Raw genomic sequence first — 19601 nt, 5'->3', positions numbered from 1 at the left:
CTCCGCGTTGTCCTCCGCACCGGTTCTTTGTGAGCGTGACCCGGTGAGGGGTGGGGCGCAGGATTTGATGGGCCGGTCGGGGAGCCGGGGGGGTGCCCCTATGACTTCGGTCAAGGGGTGATCGGGGTTGGTGGTTGGTAGAAGGTGCCGTCGCGGAGCATCGCGAAGAGGACGTCGGCTCGGCGGCGGGCGAGGCAGAGGATGGCCTGGGTGTGGTGCTTTCCCTGGGCGATCTTCTTGTCGTAGTAGGTGCGGGAGGCCGGGTCGGCCAGCGCGGCGAACGCCGAGAGGAAGAAGGCTCGCTTGAGCTGCTTGTTTCCTCTCCGCGAAGGTTGTTCGCCGCGGATGGAGGACCCGGAACTTCGGGTCGCCGGGGCGAGGCCGGCATAGGCGGCGAGGTGGGCGGCGGACGGAAACGAGGTGCCGTCGCCGACGTCGATGAGGATGCGGGCGCCGGTCCTGATGCCGATGCCGGGCATGGACATCAGGACCTGGGAAAGAGGGTGGGCCTCCAGTAGTTCCTCGATCCGGTGAGCCAGCAGTTTGCGCTGGTCGAGCACTGCCTGGAGCGAGGAGGCGAGGCTGGGGACGATCAGTGCGGCCGCATCCGTGCCCGGAACGACGACGGTCTGCTCGTCGAGTGCGGTGAAGACGTCGTCGATCAGCCGCTCGGCCATGCGGGGCGCCTTCGGACGGATCAGTGCGATGAGTCGTCGGCGTCCGGCCTTGCGGATCTGTGCCGGCGAGCCGAACTGATCCAGCAACCTGAGCACGGCCGGGTGCTGCATGCGCGGGCCCAGGACCCGTTCCAGGTGCGGGTGGATCTGGGTGAACAGGCCCCGCAGCCGGTTCGACAGACGGGTCGCTTCCGCGGCGAGGTCGTCGTCGAACCCGACGATCATCGACAGCTCGGCGATCGTCTCGTCGTCGAGGTCGACCGAGCGCAGCGTGTGCGGCATCGCCCGGGCCGCGTCGGCGATGATGAACGCGTCCTTCGCGTCGGTCTTGGCCTCGCCGGGGTAGAGGTCGGCGATCCGCCGCATGGTCAGGCCGGGCAGGTAGGCGACGTGGCAGCCCAGGTCCCGGGCGACGGTCAGCGGCAGGGCGCCGATGGAGGCGACCTGGTCGACGATGACGAGGACGGTGCCGTGTTTGGCCTGCAGCCTGGCGAAGACCTCGCGGAGTTTGGGTTCGCTGTTGGGCAGCCGCTTGTCGAAGGTCTTCTTCCCGGCCGGGGTGAGTGCGGTGGCGTGGTGCTCGCCCTTGCCGACGTCCAGTCCGAGGTAGACGTCGATGTCGCTGGTATCGATCACGTCGTGGTTCCTTCGGTGCTGTTCACCCGGCCTGCCACGGCACTGATCGCCACATCCACATTACGAAGAGCCTCCCGACCTGCGGAAAGGCCGGTGGTCATGCCCCTAATCAGCGGTCTGTCAGTGCCTTCGGAGCTGGTGACACCACCCCCCGGGCCATGCACTCGACAAGGGGAGGTAGTCATGCCAACTCCGAAGGCCGGTAACCCCATTGCGGGGCTACGAAGACGGTAATGGGGAGGTAGGTGTCCCGAAAAAGTGTGACACTTTTCGCGGAAGTGTCACACTTCTCCGGGGAAGGTGTCCCAGGTCAGCCCAGCAGATGCCCGTTCGGTGCCTTCGCTCGCTCCTCGTACTTCCGGAGTACGACCACGGTCACCCCCCGCGCCGCCAACATCCCGCTCCCGTCCGCCCCCGCCACGAACGTGTCCGGCTCGCGCCAAGCGGTCACCACTCTCCGCACACCCGCGTCGAGGATCAGCCGGGCGCAGGGCTTGGGGCGGGAGGCGCGGTGGGTGCAGGGTTCGAGGCTGGTGTAGACGGTGGCCGTGGGGAGTCGGGGGTCCGCCGGGTCGATCTTCGCCAGCGCCGCCTCCTCCGCGTGGACCACCGGGTCGCCCGCCTCGCGGGAGTGACCCCGGGACAGCTCCGTACCGTCGTCCGACACCACCACCGCGCCGACGCTGAACGCCGTCTCCGAGGGCGGGCAGTCCGCCGCCAGGTCGCAGGCGAGGGCGAGCCAGTGGTGGTCGGCGGCGGAGGGGAGGTCGCCGGTGCCGGGGGCGGTGGGTTCGTAGCGCATGAGGACGACGTCCTCGATGGGGCGGGTCTCGACGAGACGCAGGCGGCCGGGCTGATATGCGCCCGGGCCGAAGAGGCGGGGGGCCTTGTCGTCGCCTACGAACAGGGGGGACAGGACGAGTTGGAGTTCGTCGGCCAGGCCCTGCTGGAGGAGTTGGGTGTGGATCGTGCCGCCGCCCTCGACCATCAGGCGGTCAACTCCCCTTACCGCGTGCAGGTGTTCAAGAAGGGCGCGCCAGTCGAGGTCCGGGCCGAGGGCCACGACGTCCGCCGCCAGGCCCAGTTCGCGTACTCGTTCCGCGCCCCTGTCCGTCGTACAGACCAGCTTTCCGCCGCCCGTGTGCCAGAAGTTGGCCTTCGGGTCCAGGTCTCCGGAGCCGGTGACCGTGACCTTGAGGGGGTATTCCGGCTTGCCTGCGGCGACTCGACTCGCCCTGCGGTCATGGGAGTTGACCAGGAGACGCGGGTTGTCCGCGCGGATCGTTCCGGCGCCGATGAGGATCGCGTCGACCGATGCCCGGACCTCGTCGACGCGGTCGAAGTCGGCCGGGCTGGAGAGGAGCAGCCGGTCGGGGCCGGTGTCGTCGAGGTGGCCGTCGAGGGACACGGCGGCGGACAACAGGACGTACGGGTGGGGCATCGACGCGCTCCCGGGTCATTGCTCGTGAGGATGGCGGGGCTGGGTGGAACGGCGGGGCTTGGTTCAAGTTTGAAACAAAACTACACTGGGGGCATGACGACCCGCTGGCTCACCGCCGAGGAGCAGCGCGCCTGGCGCGCGTACATCGCCGCGACGCACCTCCTGGAGGACGCGATCGACCGGCAGCTCCAGCAGGAGGCCGGCATGCCCCACCTGTACTACTCCATCCTCGCCAACCTCTCCGAGGTGCCGGACCGCCGGCTGCGGATGACCGACCTCGCCGAGAAGTCGAAGATCACCCGGAGCCGGCTGACGTACGCCGTGACCCGGCTGGAGAAGGACGGTCTGGTGCGGCGGGAGGGGTGTCCGTCGGACAAGCGGGGCAGCACCGCGATCCTGACCGACGCGGGGATGGAGGTGCTGGAGCGTACGGCGCCGGGCCATGTCGAGACCGTACGTGCCGCGATCTTCGATCACCTCACCCCGGAGCAGGTGGGGCAGCTGGAGGAGATCAGCGCGGGGATCGCGCGGGCGCTGGAGGAGCCGGAGGACGTGCCGTGGCGCCGCCGCTCCACTCCTTCCTGTTCGTGACCCGTCACACAATTCTGTTGCTTCAAATTTCAAGCATGAGGTAGTCTCCGTGATCGTGGATGTGTTTCAAAACTGAAGCACATCCGCGTACCTGCCGCCGGACCACGGAGACCCGCATGCCCGACTTCCCCGCCGCCACCCCGCGTGCCCGCGTCCGGGTTCCGCTGCGCTTCCAGGACGGCTACGGCGTCGACGCCGAACTCGTCACCTTCCACGGCCTGACCGACGGCCAGGAACACGTGGCGGTCGTCCTCGGCGACCCCGCCCCCGGCACCACCCCGCTGGTCCGGCTGCACTCCGAGTGCCTCACCGGCGACGTCTTCGGCTCCGCCCGCTGCGACTGCGGACCCCAGCTGCGCGAGGCGGTCGAGCGCATCGCCGAGCGCGGCGGTGTCCTGCTCTACCTGCGCCAGGAGGGCCGCGGCATCGGCCTCTACAACAAGCTCGACGCGTACGCCCTCCAGGACCAGGGCCTCGACACGTACGCCGCGAACACCGCGCTGGGCCTGCCCGAGGACGCCCGTGACTACACGGCCGCCGCGCAGATGCTCACCGCCCTCGGGACCACGTCCCTGGACCTGCTCTCCAACAACCCCGACAAGGCCGACCAGTTGCGCGGTCTCGGCATCGACGTGCACGACCGCGTCCCGACCGGCGTCTTCACCACCCCGCACAACGTCCGGTATCTACGCGCGAAGGTCCTCCAGACCCAACACACACTGCCGCTGGGCCAGTTGACGGAGCTGAACGCGGGCTGAAGGGGCTGAGCCGCGCGGCGATGGTGTAGCGGGCTACACCATTCATTCGGGAGGGCACTCCCTCGTGCCGCAGAGCGGGCGACGGAAGGCTTGAGACCACGATCACTCACCTGATCCGGATCTCGACCGACCGCCGACGTGGAGGCCTTCCCCAGCCATGGCAACTCTCCTTTATCGCTTGGGCCGTACGGCCTTCCGGTGGCGCTGGTTCGTCACCCTGTTGTGGGTGGCGGTCCTCGGCGCCGTCGGTTTCGCCGCCGCCAAGGCCCCGGCCACTCCGGACGACGGCTTCACGATGCCCGGCATCGAGTCGCAGCGCGCCTTCGACCTGCTGGAGCAGCGCTTCCCCGGCACCGCGGCGGACGGCGCGAACGCCCGGATCGTCTTCGTCGCCCCGAACGGCGAGAAGGTCACCGCGACCGAGAACAGGGCGGCGATCGAGAAGCTGGTCACGGAGGCGGCCGACGGTTCCCAAGTCGCCTCCGCCGTCGACCCGTTCGCCGCGAAGGCGGTGAGCAAGGACGCGTCGACGGCGTACTCCACCGTCACCTTCAAGGTGAAGGCCGACGACCTCACCGACGCCGCCAAGACCCACCTGGAACGGGCCATCGACACGGCCCAGAAAGCGGGCCTGACCGTCGAGGTCGGCGGCGACGCCCTCGCCACCCAGCCCGCCGCCGGCGGCAGCGCCGAGGCGATCGGCATCGCGATAGCGGCCGTGGTCCTGCTCATCACCTTCGGTTCGCTGGCCGCGGCCGGCCTGCCCCTCCTCACCGCGATCCTGGGCGTCGGCATCAGCATGTCCGCGGTCCTCGCCCTGGGCAGCGCCTTCGGCCTCTCCGAGACCACGGGCACGCTGGCCACGATGCTGGGCCTCGCCTGCGGTATCGACTACGCGCTGTTCGTCGTCTCCCGCTATCGGGAGGAGCGGGCGAAGGGCCACGCGCCCCGCGAAGCGGCGGGACTTGCGGCCGGCACGGCGGGTTCGGCAGTGGTGTTCGCCGGACTGACCGTTGTCATCGCCCTGGCCGGTCTGTCGGTGGTTGGCATCCCGATGCTGACGAAGATGGGCCTGGCGGCGGCGGGCGCGGTCCTCCTGTCGGTCCTGATCTCCCTCACCCTGGTCCCGGCCGTCCTCGGCTTCTGGCCGAACGCCGTCCTCTCCCGCCGCGAACGGAAGGGCAAGGCCAAGGCCGGGCGGGGCGACACCAACGGCGAGAACGGGGGCAGCCGTTGGGCCCGGCTTGTCGTCCGCCGCCCGATCCCGGTCCTGCTGCTCGGCGTCGTGGGCCTCGGCGCGATGGCCCTCCCGGCCCTCAACCTCCAGCTCGGCATGCCCGGCGACGAGGCCAAGTCCACGGCCACCACCGAACGCCGCGCCTACGACGACCTCGCGCAGGGCTTCGGCCCCGGCTTCAACGGCCCCCTGACCATCGTCGTGGACGCGAAGAAGGCGGACGACGCGAAGAGCGCCGTAGCGACGATCTCGAAGGAGATCGCGGCCACGGACGGGGTGGTCTCGGTCTCACCGGCCCGCTTCAACTCGGCAGGCGACACAGCGGTGTTCAGCGCGACCCCCGCCACCAGTCCCACCGACGAGAAGACGAAGCAGCTCGTCCAGACGATCCGCGACGAACGGTCCGGTATCGAGTCCGGCTCATCCGGCGCGAGCTTCGAGGTCACCGGCACCACCGCGCTGAACATCGACGTGGCACAGAAGGTCCAGGACGCGCTGATTCCGTACCTGGCGTTGGTGGTCGGCCTGGCGATCGTCCTCCTGCTCCTGGTCTTCCGTTCCCTCCTCGTGCCGCTGAAGGCGGCGCTCGGCTTCCTGCTCTCCGTGCTCGCGGCGCTCGGCGCGGTCGTCGCGGTCTTCCAACAGGGCCACGGGGCCTCACTGTTGGGCGTCGACCAGACCGGCCCGATCATGAGCCTGATGCCGATCTTCCTGGTGGGCATCGTCTTCGGCCTCGCCATGGACTACGAGGTGTTCCTGGTCTCCCGGATGCGCGAGGCGTACGTCCACGGGGACGGGCCGGGTCAGGCGATCGTCTCCGGATTCCGGCACAGCGCACGGGTGGTCGTGGCCGCCGCACTGATCATGATGGCGGTGTTCTCGGGCTTCATCGGCGCGGGCGCCTCGATGATCAAGATGATCGGCTTCGGGCTGGCCATCGCGGTCCTGTTCGACGCGTTCGTCGTCCGGATGGCGATCGTGCCCGCGATCCTCTCCCTGCTGGGCAACAAGGCCTGGTACCTGCCGAGTTGGCTGGACCGCCTCCTCCCCCGCATGGACGTCGAGGGCGAGGCCCTGAGCCGCAAGGTCCCGGCGCCGACCGCCGACACACCCACCGCCCGGCTCACTCCCGTCCCCTGACTCCCCCAGACCGGGGCCGCCAAGAGCGGAGGCGGCCTCGCGGTGCCGGATCCCGTGGGGACGGGGACCGGCGCAAGTCCCGGGCCCGGCGACGGGGCACTCCCCCCGCCCGTCGCCGGGCCCGCGGACGTCCACACCTCACCAACTCGCCCACCAGAGAGGGCACTTCGATGAAAACCTCAGTGCAGGCCGGCGTGGCCGGGCTCCTCGCCTGCGGCACCCTGCTCACCGTCGTCCTGGTCACCCGCGACGGCGACGGCCACGACGACAGCCACACCGGCATCGCCTACTCGGCCCAGTCCAAGGGCCCGTACGTGGCCCTCGGCGACTCCTACACCGCGGGCCCCGGCATCACCGACCCCACCGGCACCCCCGCGGGCTGCGACCGCTCCGCCGGAAACTACCCGGCCCTCGTGGCAGCCGAACTCGGCCTGAAGGGCGGCGACTTCCGCGACGTGAGCTGCAGCGGCGCCACGACCGCCGACCTCACGGGTTCGCAGCACACGAACGACGGCACCAACTCCCCCCAGCTCAGGGCACTTTCGTCGACCACCCGCCTGGTCACCGTCGGCATCGGCGGCAACGACATCGACTTCAGCTCGATGATCAAACGGTGCGTGGCGATGGGCGCGCTGTACGAGATGACGGGCAGCGGCAAGTACCTCCCCGAGAACGCGCCCTGCGAACGGAACTACGTCAGGGGCGACTTGGACGCCGTGGAGAAGAAGATCGCCACGACGGGCGAACGCCTCACCCGGGTCCTGACCGAGGTCAGGCGCCGCGCCCCCGAGGCCCGGGTCTACGTCGTCTCGTACCCGGCGATCCTGCCGGCCGACAGCGCCGACTGCGGCCGGGAGATGTCCCTCGCACCGGGCGACGTGACCTTCCTCCGCGAGAAGGAGCAACAGCTCAACACCATGCTCCGCCAACGTGCTTCGGAGGCAGGGGCCGGCTACGTCGACACGTACACGCCCTCCGCCGACCACAACGCCTGCGCGACGAAGGACACCCGCTGGATCGAGCCGCTCGTACCGGAGAGCCCGGCGGCGCCGGTGCATCCGAACGCGCGGGGTGAGCGGGGCATGGCGGACGCGGTGCTGCGCACGGTCAAGTCGGCGCTGTAGGACGGTCGTTCACGATCCGAGGTGTCAACCCGCGAGTCCGCAACCTAAGTTGCACCCGTGGACACTGTGAGTCACGACAACTCCCTAGGCCGTCCCGGTAGCCCCGGCACAGCATGAGGCGACTCGACTCGTCCTCAAGTGATCGGGAGACACAGTGAACTCCTCCCCCACCGGTGCCGGCCGCCGCGCCTTCCTCGGCCGCACGGCAGGCGTCACGGCCGGCGCGGCCCTGCTGAGCACCCTGCCCCCCGCCCCCGCGTCAGCCACCCCGCACAACGACGCGAGCCACCCGGTCAGAACCCAGTCCGGCCAGGTCACAGGGGTCCCCGCCGCCCTCCCCGGCGTCACCCTCTACAAGGGCATCCCGTACGCCGCCTCCACCGCGGGCGAGAACCGCTGGCGCGCGCCGCGACCCCCCGCCTCCTGGCAGGGCATCCGCAAGGCCGACACCTGGGGTGCGGCCTGCCCCCAGCCGGTCACGGGCATCACCGCCGACAAGGTCCCCCCGCTGAGCGAGGACTGCCTGAACCTCAACATCTGGACAGGAACGGGCAGTTCGACATCCTCCCGGGACCTCCGCCCGGTCTTCGTCTGGATCTACGGCGGCCGCAACAGCGCCATGTGGGCCTCGCAGCCGGTGTACGACGGGGCGAACCTGGCGGCCAAGGGCGCGGTCGTGGTGACGTACAACCACCGCGTGGGCGCCTTCGGCAACCTCGCGCATCCGGCGCTGAGTTCGGAGGGCGGGCACGGTGGTTCCGGGAACTGGGGTGTGCAGGACACGGTGGCGGCGCTGAAGTGGATCCGCCGCAACATCGCCGCGTTCGGGGGCGATCCGGAGCGGGTGACGCTGGCGGGCTGGTCGCACGGCTCGTCGTTCGTGAACATCCTGATGATCTCGAAGCTGGCGCGGGGCCTGTTCCACCGGGCCGTCCTGTCGGCGGGCGTGCAGTACACCAAGGACCCGGCACTGGGCCATGTGGCGGGCGGCTACGCGGAGTTGGCGGCGGCGGAGGCCAACGGCACAGCGTTCGCGACGTACATGGGCGCGTCCTCGCTGTCCGACCTGCGCGCGCTGACGGCCGACGAGATCGTGACCAAGGTGTACGCCCAGGGCGCCCCGGCGGCGGGCACGAGCTTCGGCAACGTCCTGGACGGCTATGTCCTGCCGGAGTCGTACACGGCCGCGATGAAGTCCCGTACGGAGTACGACATCCCGGTCCTCACCGGCAACAACAAGGACGAGAACGGCGCGTCCCCGACACTGACGATGACGGTCGCGGCGTACGAGGCGTACGCGGCAACGACGTTCGGCGACAGGGCAGCCGGCTTCCTCGCCCTCTACCCCGCCACCACGGACGCGGAGGCGGCAGCCCAGTACAACAACTACGCCCGCGACGAGGAACGGGTCTCCACGTTCCTCTGGGGCACCCAATTCCGGCTGACGGCCGCCAACCGCAGCCCCGTCTACGCCTACTGGTGGACCCACGTCCCCCCGGGCCACGACACCACCAACCCGATCGAACCGGCGGACGGCGTCGGCGCCTACCACGGCGCCGAGAAGTACTACTTCTTCGGCAACCTGTACGGCACGGACCGCCCGTGGACGTCCGCGGACCACGCGACAGCCGACCGGACGTCGTCGTACGTCGCGAACTTCGTGGCCACGGGCAATCCGAACGGCCACGGGCTGCCGACATGGCCGGCGTTGCGCACGTCGAGGCCGGTGTCGATGGAGTTGGGCGACCATTTCGCACCGTTGCCCGCGGCGGACACGGACGCCAAGTACGCGTTCTTGAAGGGGTACTTGGAGGCGCAGGGGACGGAGTACTGAGGCCGACAGCCGCTCACGCCCAACCGTACAGACGCAGCTGCGGTTCGACGCCGTCGAGGTACTGCTGAAGGGCGAGCCGGTTGCCTCTCACGAACTCCTCTGGCACGGCGTCGACTTGGACCCAGCGGACCTGGGCGTGCTTGAGGGGTTCGCGGTTCTCGGCTTCACCGGTCCACTCGTCGGCGGCGAAGACGACGGTGAGGAACCCGCTGGGCGCCTCGACCCCGTGGGCGGCATGGATGACATGGACGACCTTCAGGGACTTGGCCTCCACAACGATCCCGGTCTCCTCGTACAGCTCGCGCGCGGCGGTCTCGGTGACGGGCTCGCCGGGTTCGTTCTTGCCCACGGGGAGATCCCACATCCCGCGGCCGAACTTGGCGTACTCACCGCGCTGGAGGAGGAGGACTCGGCCTTCGGCCTTGTCGTGGACGATGACGGCGGCGACGAGCAGAGTCATGGAGAAGAGGAAAGCACGCTCCTCCCGGACGATCCTCACCGGAGGACGACAACCCCGCGCCGCTCCAACTCCGTCAGCAGCGCCGGGGGCGGGTCACAGTCGTTCCAGCGCAGGTCCAGTTCCTCCAGCGACGGCATGGCCGGCACCCAGTCCGGCAGCAGGGTGAGGCGATTGCTTCGCAGGTCGAAGTGACCGAGGTCCAGGGTGGTCAGCCGGTGCAGGTGTCCGATCTCGGGCGGGAGTTCGGTGAGCCGCCGTACGGAACGGCGCCCCCACCGGGAAGGGCGGCGGCACCGCCGAGCCCGTCCTCGAAGCCCTGACAGCCGGCGGTGCCGTAGACGTCGTATCGGCGGGGACGGCGCCGCTCGCCGAGGCTGAGGCCATTGCATCGCCTGCGTGGCGCGGAGTTCGAGGACGGGCTCGGCGTCGGCCAGGTCCCGCACACGACACCGGCCGGGTATAGGGGAATCCCCGGTGGCTCAGCCCCCCGATCCCCCGTCGGCCGGGGCCCCGGTGATGGCCTGCGTCTCCTGGCCGATCATCTCCTGGAGCGGCACGCCGTCGCGGTTGCCGAGGATGACGCCGACCCAGCCGGTGTCCGGGTAGATGTCCCAGTTGGCGCCGACGCCGGGGTTGCCGCCGGCGCGCTGGTACATCCACTGGCCGCCGACGATGGAGACCGGAATTCCGTACGCCCCGAACGACGCCGGTCCATGGGGGATCCTGGCGGCGGTGAGCACGTCGGCCCAGGGCCGGTCCAGCACCGTGCCGTCGGCCAGCGCGTGCGCGAACCGGACCAGATCCGGCGCGGTGGCGAAACCGCCGTCCCCGGGGGCGTCGATGAAGGCGCGGCCCGGATTCTTGCCGAGGACGTTCGGGTCCGGGCTGCTCCTGTCCAGGTTGCGGACGGCGTCCACCACGCTGCCGTCGGCCAGTTCCATGTACGGGTGCGCGATGTGCCCGTCGGTGAGCCACTGCGGCCGCGCGTAGAACCCCGAGCCGGTCATGCCGCAGCGCGCGAAGACGTTCTCCTGCACATAGTCCCAGTACGACCGACCGCTCACGGCCTCCACGATCAGCGCGGAGAGGGTGACCTCCGCCTCCTCGTGGTCGGTGTCGGGAACGCCCGGGATGCCCACGAGTCTCGCCTGCCGGGCCCGCTGCTCGTAGTACGCGTGCACCTCGTCCCGGCTCCGGAAGACCCGTTGTACGTCGTCGTCCGCGACGTCCAGCCCGGAGGTGCCGGACAGCAGGTGGTGGACGGTCACCTGCTCGGCGACCTCCTTGGCGAGGCCCTTCAGATGGGTGCCCACCGGGTCCGACAGCTTCACCTTGCCCTGCTGCGCCAACTGCAACATGGCCACCGTGCCGAACGGCTTGCCCGCCGAGCCGAGGCTGAACGCGACGCCCTCGTGGTTGGCGATCCCCTTCTCCTCGTCGGCCATGCCGTAGCTGCGGGACAGCACCGTCCGGCCCCGGTGCGACAACAGCACCACGCCGGAGAACCTGCCCTCGGAGGCCAGCTTCGCCACGTACCGGTCGTAGGCGCCGCCGGGCCGGGTGTCCGACGGGATCGGGTCTGTCGAGGCCTGGCCGGCGTGACGGGCCCGGGCGACGAAACCGGCGTCGGCGGCGTAACCGGGCTGGGCGCCCACCAGCGACGCGCCCGCCACCCCGCCGACGGCCGCCAGCCCGCTCCACCCGAGCAGCCTCCGCCGGCCGACACCGCGTACGGAATCCGAGTCCATGCGCACAGTCCTTTCCCGTTCCCGATGGACGAACTGACCTTTGACACAAGGCAGTTCGGACCTCCACTGAAGACGGTGGACTGTTGCGGGGGCCTATGCGATTTTCGATACGTCCGCGATACACGTTCCGGTTGCGGGAAGATCGCCGATCGTCGTACCGGGGTCGGCCCGGCGCGGGCGGCCCGCGAGAACCTGGCGCACCCTCTCTTCACCTCGACCGCGACAGACCGGCAAGCACAGGATCCGGGGAGGCCTCACCCGCCCCTGCGAGCCTGAACGTACAACCCCTGTGGAGAGAGCCTGATGGACGCACAGCCCGCACTGGGACGTCGGTGTCGTCGCCACCCCGCAAGGACTCGGCTTCCTCGACGCGGAGGCGGTCGAGGCACGGACCGGCCACCCCAGACCGCCCAGACCGCCCACGTGACCGTGACGCCGGCGTCAGCCCATGCCGCACCGTGCGCACTCGGGCACGCAAGCCCCCGAAAACAAAGCAGCGCCCGAGCCGGCCGAAGCCGACACGGACGCTGCACAGCAGGTCAGAGGGGATATCCCCCGCCCACCACCGGTAGACCCTGTGGGACTCGAACCCACAACCAATGGATTAAAAGTCCACTGCTCTGCCAATTGAGCTAAGGGTCCTCGCGATGTTGCCTCCCCGAGCATAGCGGGAGGTGGCCGTGTCTCCGATCGGGTATCGGGGACACGGCCGCGCCGGACGGCGAAACAGAGTGCGAGAAGGGCCGGGACGAGGGACCGACTGGTCCGGAGTGTTACGGATCCACCGGTTCGGGCGCCCCCGCCCGCGCCGCCTCCCGTGCCTTCGTGCGGGCGTGTTCCGGGTTCAGGAACCAGTGCTGGGCCGAGGCGAACCACCAGGCCGCCGCGAAGCCCAGCACCACCAGCACCGCTACCGGCGCGTAGTTGAAGGACTCCCACGTGACCGGCGACACCTGCGGCAGCATGAACAGCACGGTGATCACGATCACCCACACCACCGACACCGTGCCGATTAGCCGCGACCACCGGCCCAGATGCCACGGCCCGCGCTGGAAGTCGTCCCCCTTGCCCAGCCGTAGGAGGGTCGGGATGACGTACGCGATGTACAGGCCGATCACCGCGATCGACGTCACCGCCGCGTACGCCGTGACATTGATCAGGTACGGCAGGCCCAGCACCAGCGCCCCCGCCGCCGCCAGCCACACCGCCGCCACCGGCGTCCGGGTGCGCGGGCTCACCGTGTGCCAGACGCGCGAGAACGGGAGCGCGCCGTCGCGTGAAAAGGCGTAGATCATGCGGCTGTTGGCCGTCACCGACGCCATCCCGCAGAACAGCTGCGCGCCGATCACCACCAGGAGCAGGAGCTTGCCCGAGGTCGCTCCCAGGGCGTCGAGGAGGATCTGGGCCGGGGGCGCGCCCGTCGCCGACTTCAACTCCCCGTTGTACGACTGGATCGCGTACGTGAAGCCCAGGAGCAGGACGAAGCCCGCGATCCACGACGTCCAGATGGAGCGGACGATGCCCTTCGGGCCGGCCGTCGACGCGTCGTGGGTCTCCTCCGTCATGTGGGCGGAGGCGTCGTAGCCGGTGAAGGTGTACTGCGCCATCAGGAGGCCCAGCAGGACCACGTACACCCCGCTGCCCCAGCCCGTGTTGTTCACGAACTTCGTGAAGACGAACGTCGTCGACTGGTGGTGGTCGGGGACGAAGGTGAGAGCCCCTACGATCACGCCGACGCCCAGCACGTGCCACCAGACGCTCACGTTGTTGAGGATGGCGACGATCTTCACGCCGAAGGTGTTCAGGAGGCCGTGCAGGACCAGGATCCCGGCGAACAGGAGCACCGTGCGGCCCGGCGTCACCTCGAAGTCGAACTGCAGGTTCAGGTACGCGCCCAGGAACGACGCCGCCCCGAAGTCGATGCCCGCGGTCACCGCGACCTGGCCGAGGACGTTGAACCAGCCCGTGAACCACGCCCAGGCCGCCGCCGTGCGCGGGGGCGCCAGGCGGTGGGCCCAGAAGTACAGGCCCGCCGACGTCGGGTAGGCCGAGCAGATCTCGGCCATCGACAGGCCGACGAACAGCGTCATCAGGCCTACGGCGACCCAGCCCCACATGATGACGGCCGGGCCGCCCGTGTTCATGCCGAACAGATACAGCGTCAGGCAGCCCGACAGGACCGAGATGATCGTGAAGGAGACCGCGTAGTTGGAGAACGCCGACATGCGGCGGGCGAGAACCTGCGTGTAGCCGAGTTGGGCAAGCCGTTCTTCGTCCGAGAGACCGGAGTGATCTCCCTTTGACAGCCCACTCGCTATGGCGTCATCTGTCATGCCCCCAGCGATTCCCTCACCGGGGGCGTGACATGCGCCACTTAAGGAATCGATAAGGACTCGATGTGGCCAAAAAACGCCCTGGGAGTCACATCAGAAGACGCCCTTGTACCCGCTCCACCCGCCCGAGATCTTCACCCGCGGCCCGAACGACCCTCTCCCGTCACCGCTGTTGCGGAACAGGTTGCCCACCGAGTCCCGCTCGACCAGGTCCGCCTTCCCGTCCCCGGTGATGTCCCCGACCCCGACCACCACGTTGTACGACCCGCCCCACGCGCCGAACAGCTTCCCGCGCGCCCCGAACGTGCCCTTCCCGGTGCCGTAGTAGCGGTACACGGTGTTCGACTTGTCCTGGGCGATCAGGTCGCCGATGCCGTCGCCGTTGATGTCACCGACGCCGACGACCTTCTTGTACGTCTTCCAGTCGGCGTACAGCTTCACGCGGGCGGAGAGCTTGCCGGTGCTGGTGCCCTTGTAGAGGTACACGGTCCCCGTCGACGTGTTGCGCGCGATCAGGTCCGGACGGCCGTCACCGCTGATGTCGCCGGGCGCGGTGAGGACGTCGTACTGGTTCCAGCCGCTGGTGCCCAGCGAGGTGTACGCCGTCGACGTCTTCAGCGTGCCGTCGCAGGTCGGCCTGTACGCCCGCAGCGCCCCGGTCCTCAACCGGACCAGGACGTCGTTGCAGCGGTCCCCGCTCAGGTCGCCGATCGACACCACCTTGTCGGCCGTCGTCCAGCCGGTGCTGCCGCCGACCGAGGAGGAGAACGTGCCCTTGCCCGAGCCCTGCCGGAAGGCCAGCGCGCCCGAGGAGCTGAGGGTGACCAGGTCGCCGACGGAGTCGCCGCCGATGTGGTCGTGGCGGGCCGGCGCGGCGTCGAACAGCCGGACCGTACCGCTCGCCGTCACCGGGGCCCCGACCCCGTCGGCCGGTGTGACGGACAGCGTCCAGTCGTACGACCCGTTCGTCAGGAACGCCCCCTTGGCGTCCGTCCCGGACCAGCCCACCTTCACCTCGCCGCGCGTCTCACCGCCGGTCCGCGTGTCCACGACCTTGCCGGTGGCCCGGCTGCGCACGGTCAGCCGCCAGCCCGCGGCCGGCTTCGACAGCAGCAGGGTGGTGAGGGTGGACGGTGTCGTGTCGATCTCCCGCGCGTCGAGCGCGGCCGCCGAGTCGACCGGGGCGAGCGGCCGCAGCGGCTGCTGGGTCACGCCGGTCGGTACGAGGTGCACGCGCTCCTGGTCGTCGACGTAGGCCACGTTCCCGGTCGACTCGTCGACCGTCCAGCGCACCTCGCGCTGGGAGACCCCGGTGTCGGGCAGCGCGCCGATCACCCGGCTCACGGGTGTGCCGTCGGCGACCGTCGTGAGGACCAGCCGGCCGGCCTGCCTGTCGTGCGTGACGACGAATCCGTCGCCCAACTCCGCGTCACCGGAGGGGACTTGGACGGACCTCTGCGCCGTACGGTCGTAGACGCCCGCCGTGCCGTCGGCGCAACTCCAGTACAGCCAACGGCCGTTGGCCCGCAGTTCGGTGGGTGCGCAGTCGGCGTCCGTGGTGAGGGTCTCGGTGGTCTTCTTCGTGGTGAGGTCGTACGCCGTGAGGGTGCCGGGGGTGGTGCCCGGCTTCCACAGGGTGTCGCCGGAGAGGGCGGCGGCGCCGGGGGTGCGGGTGAGCGCCGGGGTGCCGTCGCTGCCGATCCGGTAGACGGTCTGCGCGGTCGCGGTGGTGTGGATCAGGTACTGGCCGGAGACGTCGGTGATCCGGCCGCCGGCGGGCACCGGACGCTCCCAGTAGTCGTACGGGCCGGACCCGCTGACGGTGAGACGGTCGTGGTCGGCCGAGTTCTTCGACAGCCAGAGCGCACGGTTGTCGTCCGTGCCGTACAGCTGCGAGCAGCCGACCTCCGTGTCCGGGCAGTTGCCGACGAGCAGATCGGTCCCGTCGTACGAGGACCGCGCACCGAACGTGGGCGTACCGGTCGCGGCGACGGTCCGTACGTAGTCGTCGCGGACCCCGCCCCAGCTGGCGTCCGCGACGGTCAGCCGCCCCTGCTCCAGGGCGATTCCCTGGATCTTGTACGGCGGTTTCGGCAGCGGCTTGACGAGGGTGACGGCCGGCCTGCCGTCGGGGCCCGCCTGGATGCGCTGGATGCCCCAGTCGTCGGCTCCGGTGCGGCCGATGATGACGGCGGTGCCGTCGGGGCCGACGGAGACACCGCTGTTCGAGGCGGCGATCAGGGTGACCGGGGCACCGCCCGCGATCGGCAGAGCCGTCAGATGTGAACCGGTGCCGGGACGGTGGACGATCCAGTCACCGACCACGGAGAGACCGACGGACTGGCCGTCGCCGGAGCTGTCCCTGTCCAGGGTGACCTCGACCGGGGCGGCCGACAGGTCGGCGCGGGAGAACACGAGTGCCGTGGTGCTGCTGTAGCCGCGGTAGGCCACGAGACGCTCGGGCGATATCTTGCTCAGCGTGTAACCGGTCGGCAGAGCGGGCGTCGAGCCGTCGACCCGGCCGGTCGCCGGATCGACGTCGAGGAAGTGGTAGCCGTCGTCCGAGTAGGCGAGGAAGAGCAGCCCGGCGGCGTCCCCGTTGCGCGGGGCCGCGAGCGTCATGCCCTCGGGCACCCCCTCGACGGTCACGTCACGTGTGGTCCCGTCGGGGCCCGGGGTCAGCAGGTGCTTGACCTTGGTGACGGTCCCGTCCTCGGCCGTGACGTCCTGGTTGGTGACGGCCGTGCCGCCGTAGACGCCGTAGAGGGTCTGGCCCGCGGGAACCTGAAGGGTGGTGGTCGTGCCGTCGACCGCGTCCCACAGGTCGACCCGGCCGTCGCTGTAGCGATAGGAGAGAACGTCGCCGCCCGTCCCCCGGGTGATCACGCCGACCGGAACCGACGGCGCGTCGAAGGACCGGCCGTCCGAGTAGCGCGTCCACACCAGCCCCGCGTGGCCCTCCAGGTAGTGGAAGACGCCCTTGGTACCCGCCGCGTCGACCCCCTGGGTGTCCGCGTTGAAGAGCGAGGCCGTGGTGTACGTGCTGCGCACCGTGGCCGGTACGACCGTCTCCTGCGCGGCACCCACCGCGAACGCGGGCGCCGGCAGCAACGGCCCCAGCCCGGCGGCGAGCACGGCCGAGGTGGCGACGGCGACGAAAACATGGCGAGCCAAGAGGTCCTCCCCCGGAAAAGAGAGGGATGCGTGGCGTGCCTGCCGCCCCCGGCCCCCAGCCGTCACATCCCCCACAGAAGTCGGCTGATCATACAGTCAGCACACAGCCTGAAGCGCGCAAAAATGGCCCCCGCCCGAACCCGGGCGGGGGCCATCTCACTGCTCTGCTACGTCACTTGACGTCAGCCGTTGCGCTTCCAGCGGGGCTTGTCGTCACGGCGGCCGAAGGAACCGGTGCCGGTGCCCGTGCCGGTCGTGCCGCGGTGGCCCGGGCGGTCGTGGCCGCCGGCGCGGAAGCCGGGGCGGTCGCCCTGGCGGTCACGGTTGAACGGGCGGTCGCTGCCCCGGTGACCGGTCGCGGGACGGTCGTCGCGGCGGAAGCCGCCGGACGCGGGACGGTCGTTGCCACCGCGGTCGTCACGACGGAAACCACCGGACGGACGGTCGTCACGACGGTCACGGTCGAAAGAACGGCCGCCACGGTCGCCGCCGCGGTCGTTGCTGCCGCCGCGGTCGTCACGGCGGAAGCCACCCGAGGGACGCTCGTCACGCCGGTCGAAAGAACGGCCACCGCGGTCGCCGTCACGACGGTCGTTGTTGAAGCCGCCCGAGGGACGGTCGTCGCGGCGGAAGCCGCCGGACGCGGGACGGTCGTTGCCACCGCGGTCGTCGCGGCGGAAGCCACCGGACGGACGGTCGTCACGACGGTCACGGTCGAAAGAACGGCCGCCACGGTCGTTGCCGCCGCGGTCGTCACGACGGAAGCCGCCCGAGGGGCGCTCGTCACGACGGTCGAAGGAACGGCCGCCACGGTCGCCGCCGCGGTCGTCACGACGGTCACGGCGCTCGTAGTTGCCGCGGTCGTCACGCTGCTGACGCGGACGGTCGTAGGAGGACTCCTCGCGCACCGGCGCCTCGGCGACGGCCGACTGCTCGGCGGCCGCGGCCTCGACCACAGCGGCGGCCTCGGCCACCGCCGTCTCCGGGTCGTCGCCCCGCTCGCGCGCGGCACGGGCGATCAGGCGGTCGGACTCCTCGCGGAGCTCGGCGGCACGGCGCGTGGCCCGCTCCAGCTCCTTGGTGAGCTGGGCGACCTCGCGCTCGGCCTGCTGGGCGGCGTCGCCCGCGGACTGGGCCTGGACCTCGGTCATCGAACGGGCGCCGGTGATCTCGGCGACCTCGGGCTCGAAGGCCGTACCGGTGTTGATGATGTGACGCCCGGCGTCGACGCCCGCGTCCTCCATCAGCCGGAAGATCTGACGGCGCTGGTGCGGCAGGGACAGGGAGACGACGGTTCCCGTACGACCGGCACGCGCCGTGCGGCCCGCGCGGTGCAGGTAGTCCTTGTGGTCGCCGGCCGGGTCCACGTTCAGGACCAGGTCGATGCCGTCGACGTGGATACCGCGGGCGGCGACGTCGGTCGCGACGAGCGCGTTGACGTAGCCCTCCTTGAAGTCCGCGAGGGTCCGCGTGCGGGCGCCCTGCGTCATGCCGCCGTGCAGCGCGTCGGCCTTCACGCCGGACTCGCGCAGCTGCTCGGCGATGCGGTCGGCGCCCAGCTGGGTGCGGACGAAGATGATCGTGCGGCCCTTGCGGGAGGCGATCGCGGCGGTGACCGGCGCCTTGTCCTTGGGCTTCACGATGAGGATGTGGTGGGACATCGTCGTGACGTTGCCCTGCGCGCTGTCGACCTCGTGCGTGACCTGGTCCTTGAGGTAGCGCTTGACCAGGGTGGAGATCTCGTTCTCCATGGTCGCGGAGAACAGCATGCGCTGGCCGCCGGCCGGGATCTGGTCGAGCAGCTCGGTGACCTCGGGCAGGAAGCCCAGGTCGGACATCTGGTCGGCCTCGTCGAGGACCGCGATCCGCACGTCCTCGAGGGAGCAGGCGCCGCGGTTGATGATGTCGCGCAGGCGGCCGGGAGTGGCGACCAGCACATCCACGCCCCGCTCAAGGGCGTAGATCTGGTTGCCCATGGACGTACCGCCGCAGACGACCTTCATCTTCAGGCCGAGGACGTCGCCGTAGGGCTGCAGGGCGTCCGCCACCTGCATCGCGAGCTCGCGGGTCGGGGTGAGGATGATGCCGCGCGGGCGCTTCTTCTCGGTGCGGCCGCCGGACAGCGTCGCGAGCAGCGGCAGACCGAACGAGAGGGTCTTGCCGGAGCCGGTGCGGCCACGGCCGAGGATGTCCTTGCCGGCCAGGGCGTCCGGGATGGTCGCCGCCTGGATCGGGAAGGGGGCTGTCACACCGTTCTGCGCGAGCTTGCGCACGATGCCCTCGGGGAGACCGAGGGACGCGAAGGTGACCTCGGGGGCCGCTTCGGTGGTGGCCTCTACGGCCGTCTCGTCGCCCTCGTTCTCGTTCTCGGGCATGACGATGTGATCAGTACTGGAAATGGACATGCGAATGCGAAACCTTCCGGAGTATCCGTCGGCACGCGCCCGT

The 19601-nt window shown here is 70.2% G+C and carries 13 protein-coding genes, 1 tRNA gene and 1 pseudogene; 6 read left to right on the top strand and 9 right to left on the bottom strand.

Features of this window, described 5'->3' with window-relative positions:
- Window positions 1-110: 110 nt before the first annotated feature.
- Window positions 111-1313 carry an IS110 family transposase gene (locus OG504_RS28455; RefSeq protein ID WP_405992347.1) on the bottom strand — a complete coding sequence of 401 codons (1203 nt, stop codon included), beginning with the start codon at window positions 1311-1313 and terminating at the stop codon, window positions 111-113.
- A 310-nt stretch (window positions 1314-1623) separates the two neighbouring features.
- On the bottom strand, window positions 1624-2754 hold the full coding sequence (locus OG504_RS28450) for a dihydrofolate reductase family protein (protein ID WP_405992346.1): 1131 nt from the start codon (window positions 2752-2754) through the stop codon (window positions 1624-1626).
- Between the two features lie 93 nt (window positions 2755-2847).
- Here OG504_RS28450 and OG504_RS28445 point away from each other — a divergent pair, with 93 nt between their 5' ends.
- The 5 genes from OG504_RS28445 (at window position 2848) to OG504_RS28425 (ending at window position 9438) form a co-directional block, all read left to right on the top strand.
- Window positions 2848-3345 carry a MarR family winged helix-turn-helix transcriptional regulator gene (locus OG504_RS28445; RefSeq protein ID WP_405992345.1) on the top strand — a complete coding sequence of 166 codons (498 nt, stop codon included), beginning with the start codon at window positions 2848-2850 and terminating at the stop codon, window positions 3343-3345.
- A gap of 116 nt (window positions 3346-3461) precedes the next feature.
- Window positions 3462-4103, top strand: a complete 642-nt coding sequence (gene ribA / locus OG504_RS28440; RefSeq protein WP_405992344.1) for a GTP cyclohydrolase II — start codon at window positions 3462-3464, stop codon at window positions 4101-4103.
- Between the two features lie 157 nt (window positions 4104-4260).
- The gene (locus OG504_RS28435) at window positions 4261-6480 is read left to right on the top strand and encodes an MMPL family transporter (RefSeq protein ID WP_405992343.1); all 2220 of its coding nucleotides are present in this window, start codon (window positions 4261-4263) and stop codon (window positions 6478-6480) included.
- A gap of 170 nt (window positions 6481-6650) precedes the next feature.
- On the top strand, window positions 6651-7604 hold the full coding sequence (locus tag OG504_RS28430) for an SGNH/GDSL hydrolase family protein (RefSeq protein WP_405992342.1): 954 nt from the start codon (window positions 6651-6653) through the stop codon (window positions 7602-7604).
- A gap of 154 nt (window positions 7605-7758) precedes the next feature.
- The gene (locus OG504_RS28425) at window positions 7759-9438 is read left to right on the top strand and encodes a carboxylesterase/lipase family protein (protein ID WP_405992341.1); all 1680 of its coding nucleotides are present in this window, start codon (window positions 7759-7761) and stop codon (window positions 9436-9438) included.
- A 13-nt stretch (window positions 9439-9451) separates the two neighbouring features.
- Here the strand turns inward: OG504_RS28425 and OG504_RS28420 are convergent, their stop codons facing one another.
- Genes OG504_RS28420 through OG504_RS28410 form a run of 3 tightly spaced genes read right to left on the bottom strand, consistent with a single transcriptional unit; the run spans window position 9452 to window position 11646 of the window.
- On the bottom strand, window positions 9452-9898 hold the full coding sequence (locus OG504_RS28420) for an NUDIX domain-containing protein (RefSeq protein WP_405992340.1): 447 nt from the start codon (window positions 9896-9898) through the stop codon (window positions 9452-9454).
- 35 nt (window positions 9899-9933) lie between these two features.
- Complete coding sequence (locus OG504_RS28415; RefSeq protein ID WP_405992339.1) at window positions 9934-10341, bottom strand: hypothetical protein; 408 nt, start codon at window positions 10339-10341, stop codon at window positions 9934-9936.
- Between the two features lie 36 nt (window positions 10342-10377).
- A complete protein-coding gene (locus OG504_RS28410) occupies window positions 10378-11646 on the bottom strand; it encodes a serine hydrolase (RefSeq protein ID WP_405992338.1) in 1269 nt (422 codons plus the stop codon).
- A gap of 319 nt (window positions 11647-11965) precedes the next feature.
- Between OG504_RS28410 and OG504_RS28405 the strand changes: the two are divergent.
- A pseudogene (locus OG504_RS28405) lies at window positions 11966-12064 on the top strand (flavoprotein); the annotation flags it as partial.
- 151 nt (window positions 12065-12215) lie between these two features.
- Here OG504_RS28405 and OG504_RS28400 read toward each other — a convergent pair.
- The 4 genes from OG504_RS28400 to OG504_RS28385 all read right to left on the bottom strand — a co-directional run bounded on the left by OG504_RS28400 (window position 12216) and on the right by OG504_RS28385 (window position 19558).
- A tRNA-Lys gene (locus tag OG504_RS28400) sits at window positions 12216-12288 on the bottom strand.
- A 131-nt stretch (window positions 12289-12419) separates the two neighbouring features.
- Complete coding sequence (locus OG504_RS28395; protein WP_405992337.1) at window positions 12420-13979, bottom strand: amino acid permease; 1560 nt, start codon at window positions 13977-13979, stop codon at window positions 12420-12422.
- Window positions 13980-14072: 93 nt separating this feature from the next.
- Window positions 14073-17153 (bottom strand): FG-GAP-like repeat-containing protein, encoded by a 3081-nt coding sequence (locus OG504_RS28390; protein WP_405992336.1) that lies wholly within the window; start codon window positions 17151-17153, stop codon window positions 14073-14075.
- A 182-nt stretch (window positions 17154-17335) separates the two neighbouring features.
- Window positions 17336-19558 (bottom strand): DEAD/DEAH box helicase, encoded by a 2223-nt coding sequence (locus OG504_RS28385; protein ID WP_405992335.1) that lies wholly within the window; start codon window positions 19556-19558, stop codon window positions 17336-17338.
- Window positions 19559-19601: the final 43 nt, after the last annotated feature.

This window comes from Streptomyces sp. NBC_00986 (assembly GCF_045162565.1).
Classification (GTDB): domain Bacteria; phylum Actinomycetota; class Actinomycetes; order Streptomycetales; family Streptomycetaceae; genus Streptomyces.
This window is presented reverse-complemented; position numbering and strand designations above follow the sequence as displayed.